Here is an 11,985-nt window from a genome sequence, read left to right as displayed (position 1 = left end):
CCAGCCGCCGGCGCCGCCGCCGCCGCCCGATCGGGCGATGTCGCTGGCGCTCAGTCCGCCCCCGCCGCCTCCGCCGCCCGGCCCATCGGGACACAGGCTCTCGCCGCCCGTTTCGCCCGACGCCGTGATCGAGGAGGCGCCGCCCCCGTTCGCGGGGCGCAGACCCAGGCCGCCGGAGCCGCCGGCCGCCCCGCCGCTTGCGCCCGTCGAACCCGCCGATCCGCCCGAGGCGCGCAACAGGACGACGCCGCCCGCCGCGATCCGGCTTTCGCCGCCCGCCCCCGTCAGGCCGCCCGCGCCGACCTTGATCGACAGGGGGCCGTCCAGTTCCTCGACCGCCCAACCGCCCTGGCTCAGGCCGCCCGCGCCGCCGCCACCGCCGCCGAAGCGCGGGGTTCCGGCCGGTCCCGCCAGACCGGCGCCGCCCGCCCCGCCGCCGCCGATGCACACCGCCTCGATCCATCGCGCCCAGATCGGCGGCGAATAGTCGCCGTCGGCGGTCATCAGGACCGTCTCGCGCCGCATGACGCCCTGATCGAAGGCCGCGCGACCCGTGGCGCGATCCACGCGAAACACCGAGCGCCAGACGCCCGTGTCGTCGCAGGTCTTCAGCCCCAGATCGTCGTCGCCGATCAGGCCCAGTTCGGCGCGGGCGACATATCCGCTCTGGAACAACAGCGACAGCACGTCGCCGGCCGCCTGTTTGTTGAACGTCAGCCGCAGGTCGCCGTCGCCGCCCTCCTCGACGGCTCGGGCGGTGAACAGGGCCGCGTTCAGCCTGGCCGAAAGGGGATTGGCCGCGGTAGCCGTGGTCCCCAGCCCCAGTCGCCTCAGACCCTGCGCCTCGCCCAGCCAGCCGCCCAGCGACCTCCAGCCCGTCGCGTCGCGGATCACGACCACGGCCTCGTCCCGCAGCACGGCGATCAGGCCGGGGGGCGTGGGCACGACGGCCCAGCCGCCGGCCTCGAACCGCATCAGGGCGCCCTCGCCTCGCCCGGCCCACGCCGAGCCTTGAGCATCGGCCGGCAGAATGTAGAGATCGCCGTCCGCAGGATCGCCGGGCTGAACCGCCGTCGTTCGGCTGACCACCGCCGTCTGCAACAGGGCGTCCAGCCGGGTCAGGGCCGTGTTCAGGGTCACATGTTTCTGCATCTGCCCCGCCGCCAGATAAGGCAGGGCCAGACGCGCGCTGAAGTCGTCGCTCATCGAAATCTCCGTTGTCGTCGGAGATCAGTCTGGCGGCGTCGCGCCCTCAGGCCGGAAGATGGTCGCTGACGCCCGACAACCGATTGTTTTCAAGCGACTTCAGCGCGGCCAATAGGATGGAGCGGCGCCTCCAGCCATCCTATTTCAGTCGTGCAGATAGACGATCCGCTTCAGACCCTTTTCGGCCTGCAACCTGGCTTCATGGCGGTCGTGGTCGCCGCTGGCGCGGGCGTTGGTCTCCGAATCCTCGACCCAGTGAGTGCTTTCGATGTGTTTCTGGAGGGCGCGCGCCGCCATCAACTGGCCGGGGAAGAAGGTGTCCACCAGATCGCCCGCGATGGGCACCGTTCCCGTCGCGGCGTCGAAAGCCATATAGGCGCCCATCCGCGCCAGGGTCGCCGGCGTCGCCTTGGCCCGCACGGCCTGCAGCATCAGCCAGCCGCCGGTGCCGACCGTATAGGCGGTGCCCACCACCGGCACCCAGGTCAGCAGCGCATCCAGACCCATGCCGAACGGGCCGATGCCGATGACCCGGTCCGACAGCTTCTTGACGCCCTCGACATTGGACCAGATGTTTTCGATATCGCGGATTGACCGTGCGGCCATATCGCCCTCCAAAGCGTCGCCTTAACGCGGGACGATGCGCCCTTGTTCATTCCGAAAGGTCGGCACGCCGATGACCCTGTTCAAGCTGACGGTGAATGTGCTGGCCGGCGCCGCCCTGGCGGGGCTGGCGGTGTTCGGGATCGCGGCGCTGAGCGGCGTCGGCCATCGGTGGGTCGACATCCTGGCGCAGTTCACCGCGCCCGCCCTGCTGGCGGCCGTGGCGGCGACGGCTGTGTGTCTGTTGCTGCGGCTGTGGCCCGCCGCCGGCGTCGGCGCGGCGGCCTGTCTGGTTCTGGCCGTCGCGGTCTGGCCCCAGTGGGCGCCGGCGCGCGGGACACCCGCTCCGAACCAGCCCATCGTGCGGCTGTATTCGGCCAATCTTTGGGTTTTCAACACCGACGTCGAGGCCATGCGCCGCTCCATCGTCACGGCCGACGCCGACATACTGGTGCTGGTCGAGGTGGGCGACGCCCCGGCGGCCCGTCTGGACGAGCTTTTAGCCGGCTATCCCAACCGCACCGCCGTCGGGCGGATGCGCGGACCGGGCGATCATGCCCAGTCCATCGTCGCCTCGCGCTATCCGATCATCCAGCGCCTGCCCGACAGACCGGACGGCCTCAGCGCGGCCGGGGCCGTGGTGAAGACGCCCATCGGGCCGATCAACGTCTTCGCCGTGCATCTGACCCGGCCCTGGCCCTATCAGTATCAGTGGGGTCAGATCACCCAGGTCATGGCCCTGACCGAGCGTCGCCTGGCCGCGCCTGACAATCCCGTCCTCGCGGCCGGCGATTTCAACAGCGTCTCCACCGCCCGGATCGGGCGACAGATTCAGGCGGACATGAACCTGATCCCCGCGCCAGGCTGGCCCGGCACCTGGCCCAGCCAGGCCCCCGCCTTCGCCGGCATCACCATCGACCAGGTCTATCGCTCGCCCGACCTGGCCCTGATCACCCGCCGCCTGGGCCTGCCCACCGGCTCGGACCACCAGCCGGTGATCACCGAGTTCTCCCGCGCGGCGCAATAAGGCGTTTCAGCCGGTCCTCGTGCCCGTCCACGGGAAAGTCGTCGGCGATCCAGCCGTCCTCGAACGCCTTCAGCAACCGGCCCGTCTCCGGTCCCGGCGGGACGCCCAGCCGCGACAGATCGCGTCCGTTGACCGGCGGTTTCGGCGGCGTCCAATCCGCCGCAAGCCGACGCAGGGCCGCGCCGTCGCCCCCGCCCGCCGCCTCGGCCCGCGCCAGCCGGTCTTCGAAGGCGCCGCGCCCCAGCCGATACAGCGCCGCCCGCGCATGAGCCACGTCCATGTCCGGCGCGACGACGGGACCGTCCGCTACCGCCGCCGTCAACCGATCCCTCTGCACGTTCGACAGGCGCAACGCCCCCGCCACGCCCGCCGCCGCCGACGCCTCGGCCGGCAGCAGGGCCGACAGCCGCAGGACCGGATCGGGCGTCACGTCGCACATGGCCTGAAACAGGGTCAGCGGCTGAACGGACGGCAGCACCTGAACCAGCACCCCCGCCTGCACCATCGCCTGAACCGCCGCTTGCGGATCGGGTGCGGCCAAAAGCTTCAGCAGCTCCTTGGACACACGCTCCGCCGACAGCTGGTCCATCGCGGCCTTCAGCGCCGCGCAGGCCGCCAGCCCGGCGGCGTCCGGCGCGCCCCGCCCGTACCAGGCGTAAAAACGGAAGAAGCGCAGGATGCGCAGATAATCCTCGCGGATGCGCGTCTCGGCCTCGCCGACGAAGACGATCCGCCCCGCCGCCGCATCCGCCAGCCCCCCGCCCGTCGGATCGAACACCTGACCGTCAGCATCGGCGTAAAGGGCGTTCAGGCGGAAATCGCGCCGCGCCGCATCCTCGGCCCAGTCCTGGGTGAAGGCGACCACGGCGCGGCGTCCGTCGGTCTCCACGTCGCGGCGCAGGGTGGTAATTTCATAGGGGCGGCGTTCCGACACCACCGTCACCGTGCCATGCTCCACCCCGGTCGGCACGGCCTTGAGACCGGCGGCCTTCAGCGCCGCCATCGTCCGGTCGGGCGTCAGGGTCGTGGCGATGTCGATGTCGTCGACGGGCTGATCCAGCAGACTGTTCCTGACGCAGCCGCCGACGAAGCGCGCGCAGCCCGACCCGCCCTCCGTCTCCAGCGCCGCCATCACCGCACGGGTGGCCGACGCCTCCAGCCACGGCTGACCGCGCATGGAGACCGTCACGCCGCATCCTCGTCGGCGGCGGCGACCGGCTGGGCCTCGTCGCCGTACAGCCGGGCGTGCAGCCCTTTCAGAATGCCCGCCGTCACGCCCCAGATGTAGCGCTCGCCCCACGGCATGGCCCAGAACCAGCGCCTGAGCCCCTCATCCAGATCATAGAAGTCGCGCCGATGGTTGGCCGCATCCATCAGGAAATCCCAAGGCGTCTCGAACACCTCGGCCACCTCGTCCGGCGAAGGCGTCACGGCCGGCGCGGCGTCCAGCCAGCCGATCACCGGCGTCACCAGAAAGCCGGTTCCCGTCTCATAGGCGTCGGACAAACCCAGAACCTGAACGGCGGACGGGTTCAGGGCCACCTCCTCGTCCGCCTCGCGAAGCGCGGCCTGGACGGCGTTCTCACCGGGGTCCAGCCGTCCGCCGGGAAAGGCGATCTGGCCGGTGTGCCGCGCCAGCGTGTCCGCCCGGCGTGTCAGCAGGACCGTCGCGCCCTCGGGCCGGGCCACCACGGGGATCAGCACCGCCGCCGGCCGCAGTTCTCCCGCCGCCCGCGCGCTGCCGGGGTTCAGGTCATAGTCGGATCGGTCCGGCTTCACCCCCGGCCGCCAGCTGTCGATGGGCGCCAGTTTCTGGATCAGACGCGCCTTCAGCGTCTCCAGGCTCATGCCACGGCTCCCAGCGAGAAAACCTGACCGCCCGAGCGGACGACCAGCCGGCCGTCCGCCTCCTCGGCCATCTCGACCAACTCATAGAAGACCGGACGCGCGATCCGCGCCCACAGATCGCGACGAACATGGACGCGGGGCGCCGGTTCGCCCGTCACGGGATCGGTCTCGACCACAATGGGATTGTCGGGACCGGCCCGCGCCTCGTCGCCGACATCGGTGGTGAAGATCAGGTCGTCGCCCTCGCGCACCAGCGCCACCGCGCGGAACGGCAGATCCTCGACCCGGATCTTCATCTTCTCGACCGGCGTGACCAGATGATAGCCGTCAGGGCCCTTGCGCAGGACGGTCGAGAACAGCCGCACCAGTTCCTTGCGGCCTATGGGCGATCCCTCGTGCATCCACACGCCGTCGCGCCGGATGACGATGTCGATTTCGCCGCAATGTTCGGGGTTCCACAGATGAACCGGCGGGATGCCCCGTTCCGGAGCCTGTTTCGCCGCCTGGGCCAGGGCGTTCAGCCCGGTCTTTGATGCCTCGTCCGCCATACGACAGACTTAGGCGCGCCGGATCGGTTCGTCACCTGTCCAGCGCGCCTGTGGTCCTCGAGGTCGACGGATCAGAATTTGCGGCCGAAGCCAAAGGACACGACCCAGGGGTCCAGGTTCACGTCGCTCTTGAGCGCGCCGTCGTTGATGTCGGCGTCGGTGTTGAACCAGACCTTCTTGACGTCGACGTTCAGGCTCCACGGCCCTTTGACGCCGATGTCGGCGCCCGCCTGCAGGGCATAGCCGAAGCCGTCGTCCAGCTTGACCTTGAAGTTGTTTTTATCCTTGCCGTTGAAGAAGACCATGTAGTTCACGCCGGCCCCGACATAGGGGCTGAACCGGCCTTCGGTCAGCGGGCGGTATTGCAGGGTCACGACCGGCGGCAGGACCCAGGTTTCGTGAACCGCGACGTCGGTGGCGCCGCCCTGGGCGCGAATCTCATGCTGGGTCGCGCCCAGAATGGCCTCGACCGCCAGATGGTCGGTCAGGAAATAGGTGAAGCCCAGGGTCGGCATGACGCTGTCGCCCACATCGACGTGCAGGCCGCTGTCGGCGCCGGCGGCGGTGGTGATGGCGTCGTCGGCCCTGGAGAAGACATCGGTCACGCGACCATTGACGATCCAGTCGCCGGCCCGCGGCGTGGTCCAGGCGTCTGCGCTCGAACCGGCGGCGTTCTGGGCCAGGACCGGCGTGCTGACGGCGGCTGCGGCGACGGCGGCCATGATGGCGAACTTATAGGCTTTCACTTCGGTTATCCCCGACGTCCAGGCCGCCTGATGCGACCGCTCCTTGGCGTCGGGGGCGTGATGCGCGCGGTCGCCGGGACGCGCCTTGATCCAGCGCAAAAGCCTATCGGGCGATGGCGACCATTCCCGATACGCCGGGAACGCCGGTCGCCAGCCACAGGACGCGCCGACGATCCACCGGCCCCGGCAGAACCACGTCCGACGCGGGGACGAAGCCGAACCGCTCGAAATAGGCCCGGTCCCCGACCAGCAGCACCCCGCCGACCTGCCCCGCCAGGGTTCGCGCATGGTTCAGGCAGGCGGAAACCAGTTCAGCCCCCAGACCATCGCTGCGACGACCGGCGTCCACCGCGATGGGGCCGAGGAACAGGGCCGGTGTTTCCCCGACCGTCACGGGCCACAGTTGAACCGACCCGATCACCCGCCCCTCCAGATGCGCCACGAAGCCGGCGGACGGCGCCGATCCCTCGCGCAGGCGTTCGGCCGTCTTGGCGAACCGACCCGGCCCGAAGGCGGCCATGACCAGGGCGTCCACGCCTTCGGCGTCGGCCGGGGTTTCGGCTTCGATCCGGCTGACGGCCGGGGGAATGGACAGGGCGTGCGACATGGGCGCGCGCAGCTAGAAGCAAAGCCGCGCCAAATCAAGGCGCGGTCTTGTGACGGTCAGCCGATCCTGGAGAAGTCGGGCGCCCGTTTCTGGGTGAAGGCCATGAAGGCCTCCATCGCCTCGGGGCTTTTCATCTGCGAACCGAAGGCCTCGCCCTCGCGCTGCATCAGGGCCCACAGCCCCTCGGCGTCGCGCATCAGCCGCTTGGTTTTGCGGATCGAGTTGGGCGCGCGCGCCGCAACCCGCGCCGCCAAATCGGCCGCCGTCGCCTCGACCTGATCGGCGGGAACCGCGCGGTTGGCGAGGCCCCAGGCCAGGGCCGTCCGGCCGTCCAGCGGCTCGCCCAGGGCGAACAGTTCGAAGGCGCGCTGATGACCGATCGTGGCCGGCAGCAACAGGCTGGACGCCGCCTCGGGCGCCAGGGCCAGATTGACGAACGGCACGGACAGCAGCGCGTCCTCGGCCACCACCACCAGGTCGCAGTGCAGCAGCATGGTCAGGCCGATGCCCACCGCGCGCCCCTTCACCGCCGCCACCGCCGGCTTGTCCAGATCGGCCAGCGCCTTCAGGAACCGAAACACCGGCATGTCGCCCGTCGAGGCGGCGGCGGAGCCCAGGGCGATGAAGTCGCCGATGTCGTTGCCGGCCGAGAAACTGTCGCCCTCCGCCCGCAGCAGCAGCACCCGCACGGCGTCGTCGGCGCGCGCCCGTTCTGTCGCCTCGGCCAAAGCCGAATACATGGCCTGGGTGATGGCGTTCTTCTTGTCTGCACGGTCCAGCGTCAGGGTCAGGACGCCGTCGACCAGATAGGTGCGGATATGTTCGCTCACGTCGTTTCCTCGTCCTGTTCGACAGCGATCCACCAATCGACGCTGTTCTCGTCGCGCGTCCGCCGGGCGCGGCCGCGTCTTTCCAGATAGTTCAGATGCGCCTGGGCCTCGCCGGTCGCCATGCCCAGAACGCCGTCGCCGACCACCCGACCGAACACGGCCGGAAAGCCGTCGACCACCCTAGACGGTTGACGCAACGTCCGCTCAAGCCGTTTCAACGCCGTCTCGTGACCGCGTTTCAGCGCCTCCAGCCGCGCATGAACGCCGTAGAAGGGTTCGCCATGGGCGGGCAGGATCAAGGCGCCCTCCGGCAACAGGCTCCTCAGCCGATCCAGCGACGCCATCCAGTCGCCCAGCGGGTCCGCCAGCGGCTCGGTCGGCCAGACCGAGACATTGGACGATATGCGCGGCAGGATCTGATCCCCGGCCAGGAAGACATCGTCCGACCGTCGCCACAGGCAGACGTGTTCGGGGCTATGTCCCGACCCGATCACCACCGTCCAGTCGTCGTCGCCGATCCTGACCGCATCGCCCTCTGACAGGCGGCCGTAGCTGCGCGGCATCCGCGCGACGCCCTTGCCGAACCCGCCGTAGTCGGCGCGCCATTGCGCGATCTGATCCTCCGTCCAGCCCGCGGCGCGAAAGAACCGTGCGCCGTCCTCGGGCGCGTCTCCGACCTCCTCGGCCATCAGCATCCGGGCCGTCACATATTCCAGCCGCGACATCCAAAGCGGTGCGCCCGACCGCTCGCACAGCCATCCCGCCATACCGATATGGTCGGGATGCATATGGGTGCAGATCAGCCGCGTGATCGGTCGCCCCTCCAACGGCCCCGCCAGCGCCGCCTTCCACGCGGCGACGGCGTCGGGAGTCCGCAGCCCAGTGTCGACGACCACCCAGCCCTCGCCGTCCCGCAGCGCATAGGCGTTCACATGATCCAGTTGAAACGGCAGCGCGAACCGCAACCACAGCACGCCGCGCGCGACCTCCACCGCCTCGCCCGGCGCCGGAATCCCATCGAACGGATAGGACAGCCCCCGCGCGTCTCTCGCCACAACCGCAGCCCCATCGTCCGCCAAGTCCGTCTCCTATCGCAACGCGCCTGTTGTAATCTGGACCGGCACGGTGCGTCCACCCGCCTTGACCCTGACCCAATAGGCGGTCACGAAGTCTGCCAGTTTTTCAGAACCCAGGTGTTCCTCGATGAAATCCCGCCTTTTCGCCGCCGTCGCGGCGCTTCTGTTCAGCGCCGCGGTCGCCGCGCCCGCCATGGCGCAGCAGCCCGCGCGTTCGAACGCGCAGGAACCCGCCGTCACCGCCGGCTCGGCCTCGCGCGCCGCAGGCGGCCGCCAACGTCGCGAACGTGCGCCCGCCGCGCCGACCGCCGAACAGATTCTGGCCGCCGCTCAGGAGCAGATGAGCCAGACCGCGACCGGCTGCCAGGTCAGCGAGGCCAAGTTGCTGGGCAAGACGACGACTGGAACCAGCGTCTATGAAGTCGCCTGCGGCGCCGCCCCGGGCTATATGGTGGAAACCAAGACCCCGCCCGAGGCGTCCAGCTGCATCATCCTGGCGCACACCGCCGAGCAGCGCCGCGCCGCCGATCCGGCGGCGGACGTCGGCCCCCAATGCACCATCGCCGCCAACACCGACACGCAGAAGTTCCTGCGCGATTACGCCAAACAGGCCGGCGTGCCCTGCACCGTCGACCAGGCCAAGATACTGGGCCAGTCCGGTGACGGCGCCATCATCTATGAGATCGGCTGCTCGGACGCCGCCGGCTATTGGATCAAGCAAAAAGCCGGCGCTTGGAGCAAGACCCCCTGCATCCAGGTTCTGGCCGAAAGCGGAAAGTGCGACTTCACCACGACCGCCGAGAACGCCGGCTATGTGAAGACCCTGCTGGCCGCCTCGCCCGCCGCTGCCTGCAACGTGACCGAAGCTCGCCTGATGGGCCAGAACGCCAACGGCGTCTTCTATGAGGCCAAGTGCGACGGCGCCGACGGCGTGATCGCCCGTCTGAACGCCGAAAACGTCGTGCAGCAGATCTATCCGTGCGCCACCGCGCAACAGATCGGCGGCGGCTGCAAACTGACCACGGCCCCGGCCGATGCGGCGCCCGCCCCCGCCGGCGGTCGCCCTTAAGCGACGGCTCGATACCGACAGGAGAGGCCGCCGGGCGATCCGGCGGCCTTTTTCTTTTGAACGACGGTCTTTTCCGAAGGCGAGACGCAGCCTAGCCTTGGCCTCATGCGCATCGCCACCTGGAACGTGAACTCCGTCAACGCCCGCCTGCCCACCGTTCTGGCGTGGCTGGAACAGGCCGCCCCCGATGTCGCCTGTTTCCAGGAGATCAAATGCGTGGACGAGAAGTTCCCGCGCGAGGCCTTCGAGAGCCTGGGCTACAATGTCGAGACGCACGGGCAAAAGAGCTACAACGGCGTCGCCCTGCTGTCGAAATACCCGATGTCGGATGTCCGGCGCGGCCTTCCGGGCGACGAGACGGACGAACAGGCCCGCTATATCGAGGCCCTGATCGAAGCGCCTCGCCCGATCCGGGTCAGCGCGATCTATCTGCCGAACGGCAATCCCGTTGGGACCGAGAAGTTCGCCTACAAGCTGGCGTGGTTCGACCGCCTGAACCGCCACGCCCGCGACCTGCTTGCGTTCGAGGAACCGCTGGCCCTGTGCGGCGACTATAACGTCATCCCCGAGGCCGAGGACGCCAAGACCCCCGCCGCCTGGACTGACGACGCCCTGTTCCAGCCCCAGAGCCGCCAAGCCTTTCGCGCGCTGAAGAACCTGGGTCTGGCCGACGCGCACGAGATCGGCGGAGAACCGGCCGGAACCTACACCTTCTGGGACTATCAGGCCGGCGCCTGGCAGCGGGACCACGGCATCCGCATCGACTTCGCCCTGCTGTCGCCCCAGGCGGCGGATCGGTTCCGGGGGATTGAGACCCACCGCGACGCCCGCGACATGGAAAAACCCAGCGACCATGTGCCCGTGGTGGTCGAGATCGATCTGTCCAGGGACGGGGAGGTCTGACGCCATGGCCGACGTCTTTCGGGTGGTTCTGCTGATCGCCCTGGCGGCGGCCCTGCTGACGACCTTGGCTCTGGCGCTGTCGTGGTGGATGGAGCCGCAACGCCGCCTGCGCCGCGCCATGTTGAAGGCCCTGGGCGCCGCGCCTGAGGTGGAGGCCCTGTCGCCGGGCGAAGGCCGCGCCTGCGCCCTGAACTTCGACGTGGAACAGGTGGTGGTTCTGTGGGCCAACGGCGCCCACGGTCTGGCCTACGCCTTCGAGGAGGTCGAGGGCGGCGAGATCATCGTCGACGGCCACGTCGTGGCCCGCATCCGGCGCGGCGAGGCGCGCAAGTCGCTGGACGTCCTGGCCCCCGACGCCGAACAGGTGGTGCTGCGCCTGATGTTCGCAGACGCCCGCCATCCCGAGTTCGAGCTGGCCCTGTGGGACGCCGCCCTGCCCGTCCAGACCGGCTCGCCGGGCGAGGCCCTGCGGCTGGGCCGGCGCTGGCTGTCGCACCTGGAAGCCCTGCTGAAGGGCTGACAGGACAATCGGCCCCTTTGCGATTGTCGCCGGGGGGCGGTAGAAGCCCCCGCTCATATCCCGACACGCCTTTGACCTGAGGAGGCCGCCTTGGCCCGCCTTTTCGACGCCTATGTCGTCGCCGACTGGACCGCCGCCGAAACGAAGAAGCTGGGCGATACGTCGCTGTGGATCGGCGTGGCCAAGCGCGACGTGCGCTTCCGCCTCTATACCGAGACGCACAACGTCGCCACGCGCGCCGAGGGCGAGGCCCTGCTGGCCTCCATCCTGGCCGATCACAGGAAGCGCGGCGACCGCGTCCTGGTCGGGCTGGACTTCAACTTCGGCTACCCGGCCGGCACAGCCGCGCGCCTGAAGCTGGACGGCGCGCCCTGGCAGGCGATGTGGAAATTCATCGCCGGCAACATCGTGGACAAGGCCGACAACACCAACAACCGCTATCAGGTGGCGGCCAAGATGAACCGGCTAATGACCGACGAGGCCTGGCCCTTCTGGGGCGCTCCGGCCAAACAGGCCCAGCGTTGGCTGACCACGACCAAGCCGCCGGCAGGATCGGGCGCCGACATCCCCGAGTTCCGCGCCACCGAGGACGCGGTTCGCAAGGGCCGGCTTCAGCCCAAGAGCGTGTGGCAGATGCATGGCGCGGGCGCCGTCGGCGGCCAGACCCTGGTCGGCATCCCCGCCGTGCGTCGCCTGCTGGAAAGCCTGGGGCCGTCCGGCGCCGTCTGGCCGTTCGGCACGGGCTGGCGCGAACTGACGCCCGACGACGTCGAGCCGCTGTCCGCCCTGATGGTGGAGGTCTGGCCCTCGATGTTCGACACCAAGCTGGAACCCGGCGAGTTCAAGGACCAGGCCCAGGTTCGCACCACCGCCGAGGCCCTGGCCCGCATGGACGACGCCGACGACCTGGCCAAGGCCTTCGCGCCGCCCAAGACCGCCACGCCCGAACTGATAGAGAAGGTCGAGCAGGAAGAAGGCTGGATTCTCGGAGCCTGAACCCGG

Annotated in this window: 14 protein-coding genes; 5 read left to right on the top strand and 9 right to left on the bottom strand. The window is 69.5% G+C overall.

Translation table 11 applies throughout. The features are described from left to right. Together SH203_RS15925 and SH203_RS14845 are read right to left on the bottom strand one after the other, a co-directional pair. The coding region (locus SH203_RS15925) for a DUF2793 domain-containing protein (RefSeq protein WP_087121737.1) at positions 1-1,206 on the bottom strand (1,206 nt) is incomplete at its 3' end. A 144-nt stretch (positions 1,207-1,350) separates the two neighbouring features. Further along, positions 1,351-1,812: a DUF4112 domain-containing protein gene (locus SH203_RS14845; protein WP_087121745.1), complete on the bottom strand. Its 462-nt coding sequence runs from the start codon at positions 1,810-1,812 to the stop codon at positions 1,351-1,353. A gap of 70 nt (positions 1,813-1,882) precedes the next feature. On the opposite strand from SH203_RS14845, the gene SH203_RS14840 reads away from it, so the two are divergent. After that, a complete protein-coding gene (locus SH203_RS14840) occupies positions 1,883-2,836 on the top strand; it encodes an endonuclease/exonuclease/phosphatase family protein (protein ID WP_087121736.1) in 954 nt (317 codons plus the stop codon). Here the strand turns inward: SH203_RS14840 and SH203_RS14835 are convergent. The 7 genes from SH203_RS14835 to SH203_RS14805 all read right to left on the bottom strand — a co-directional run bounded on the left by SH203_RS14835 (position 2,808) and on the right by SH203_RS14805 (position 8,494). Continuing rightward, a complete protein-coding gene (locus SH203_RS14835; protein WP_087121735.1) occupies positions 2,808-4,025 on the bottom strand; it encodes a CCA tRNA nucleotidyltransferase in 1,218 nt (405 codons plus the stop codon). The two genes, SH203_RS14840 and SH203_RS14835, sit on opposite strands and share 29 nt — an antisense overlap. Beyond that, entirely contained in the window at positions 4,022-4,684 is a 663-nt protein-coding gene (locus SH203_RS14830; protein WP_087121734.1) for a CoA pyrophosphatase, read from the bottom strand. The genes SH203_RS14835 and SH203_RS14830 overlap by 4 nt, the downstream gene beginning before the upstream one ends. Continuing rightward, a complete protein-coding gene (locus tag SH203_RS14825) occupies positions 4,681-5,232 on the bottom strand; it encodes a DUF1285 domain-containing protein (RefSeq protein ID WP_200808972.1) in 552 nt (183 codons plus the stop codon). Before SH203_RS14825 ends, SH203_RS14830 begins: the two co-directional genes overlap by 4 nt. A 71-nt stretch (positions 5,233-5,303) precedes the next feature. Then, positions 5,304-5,954: an OmpW family protein gene (locus SH203_RS14820; protein WP_087121743.1), complete on the bottom strand. Its 651-nt coding sequence runs from the start codon at positions 5,952-5,954 to the stop codon at positions 5,304-5,306. Between the two features lie 127 nt (positions 5,955-6,081). Then, positions 6,082-6,585, bottom strand: coding sequence for a GNAT family N-acetyltransferase (locus SH203_RS14815; RefSeq protein ID WP_087121733.1), 504 nt, complete (start codon positions 6,583-6,585; stop codon positions 6,082-6,084). 56 nt (positions 6,586-6,641) lie between these two features. Further along, a complete protein-coding gene (locus SH203_RS14810) occupies positions 6,642-7,415 on the bottom strand; it encodes an enoyl-CoA hydratase (RefSeq protein WP_087121732.1) in 774 nt (257 codons plus the stop codon). Then, on the bottom strand, positions 7,412-8,494 hold the full coding sequence (locus SH203_RS14805; RefSeq protein WP_087121731.1) for an MBL fold metallo-hydrolase: 1,083 nt from the start codon (positions 8,492-8,494) through the stop codon (positions 7,412-7,414). The genes SH203_RS14810 and SH203_RS14805 overlap by 4 nt, the downstream gene beginning before the upstream one ends. A 124-nt stretch (positions 8,495-8,618) precedes the next feature. On the opposite strand from SH203_RS14805, the gene SH203_RS14800 reads away from it, so the two are divergent. The 4 genes from SH203_RS14800 (at position 8,619) to SH203_RS14785 (ending at position 11,979) form a co-directional block, all read left to right on the top strand. Further along, positions 8,619-9,560 carry a hypothetical protein gene (locus tag SH203_RS14800; RefSeq protein WP_200808971.1) on the top strand — a complete coding sequence of 314 codons (942 nt, stop codon included), beginning with the start codon at positions 8,619-8,621 and terminating at the stop codon, positions 9,558-9,560. Between the two features lie 105 nt (positions 9,561-9,665). Then, on the top strand, positions 9,666-10,463 hold the full coding sequence (xth, locus tag SH203_RS14795) for an exodeoxyribonuclease III (protein WP_087121730.1): 798 nt from the start codon (positions 9,666-9,668) through the stop codon (positions 10,461-10,463). A 4-nt stretch (positions 10,464-10,467) separates the two neighbouring features. Continuing rightward, positions 10,468-10,983, top strand: coding sequence for a hypothetical protein (locus tag SH203_RS14790; RefSeq protein ID WP_087121729.1), 516 nt, complete (start codon positions 10,468-10,470; stop codon positions 10,981-10,983). A gap of 90 nt (positions 10,984-11,073) precedes the next feature. Further along, on the top strand, positions 11,074-11,979 hold the full coding sequence (locus SH203_RS14785; RefSeq protein WP_087121728.1) for a cobalamin biosynthesis protein CbiG: 906 nt from the start codon (positions 11,074-11,076) through the stop codon (positions 11,977-11,979). The last annotated feature ends 6 nt before the right edge of the window (positions 11,980-11,985 follow it).

The organism is Brevundimonas sp. SH203 (assembly GCF_002157625.1).
Lineage (GTDB): Bacteria > Pseudomonadota > Alphaproteobacteria > Caulobacterales > Caulobacteraceae > Brevundimonas.
The sequence above is the reverse complement of the archived record's forward strand: the minus strand, read 5'-3'. Positions and strand labels throughout refer to the sequence as shown.

Excerpts from the sequence above, each read along its gene's own strand:
- SH203_RS14815 (WP_087121733.1), bottom strand. The coding sequence starts at position 6,585 with ATGTCGCACGCCCTGTCCATTCCCCCGGCCGTCAGCCGGATCGAAGCC.
- SH203_RS14825 (WP_200808972.1), bottom strand. The coding sequence starts at position 5,232 with ATGGCGGACGAGGCATCAAAGACCGGGCTGAACGCCCTGGCCCAGGCG.
- xth (WP_087121730.1), top strand. The coding sequence starts at position 9,666 with ATGCGCATCGCCACCTGGAACGTGAACTCCGTCAACGCCCGCCTGCCC.
- SH203_RS14790 (WP_087121729.1), top strand. The coding sequence starts at position 10,468 with ATGGCCGACGTCTTTCGGGTGGTTCTGCTGATCGCCCTGGCGGCGGCC.
- SH203_RS14800 (WP_200808971.1), top strand. The coding sequence starts at position 8,619 with ATGAAATCCCGCCTTTTCGCCGCCGTCGCGGCGCTTCTGTTCAGCGCC.
- SH203_RS14820 (WP_087121743.1), bottom strand. The coding sequence starts at position 5,954 with ATGGCCGCCGTCGCCGCAGCCGCCGTCAGCACGCCGGTCCTGGCCCAG.
- SH203_RS14845 (WP_087121745.1), bottom strand. The coding sequence starts at position 1,812 with ATGGCCGCACGGTCAATCCGCGATATCGAAAACATCTGGTCCAATGTC.
- SH203_RS14840 (WP_087121736.1), top strand. The coding sequence starts at position 1,883 with ATGACCCTGTTCAAGCTGACGGTGAATGTGCTGGCCGGCGCCGCCCTG.
- SH203_RS14830 (WP_087121734.1), bottom strand. The coding sequence starts at position 4,684 with ATGAGCCTGGAGACGCTGAAGGCGCGTCTGATCCAGAAACTGGCGCCC.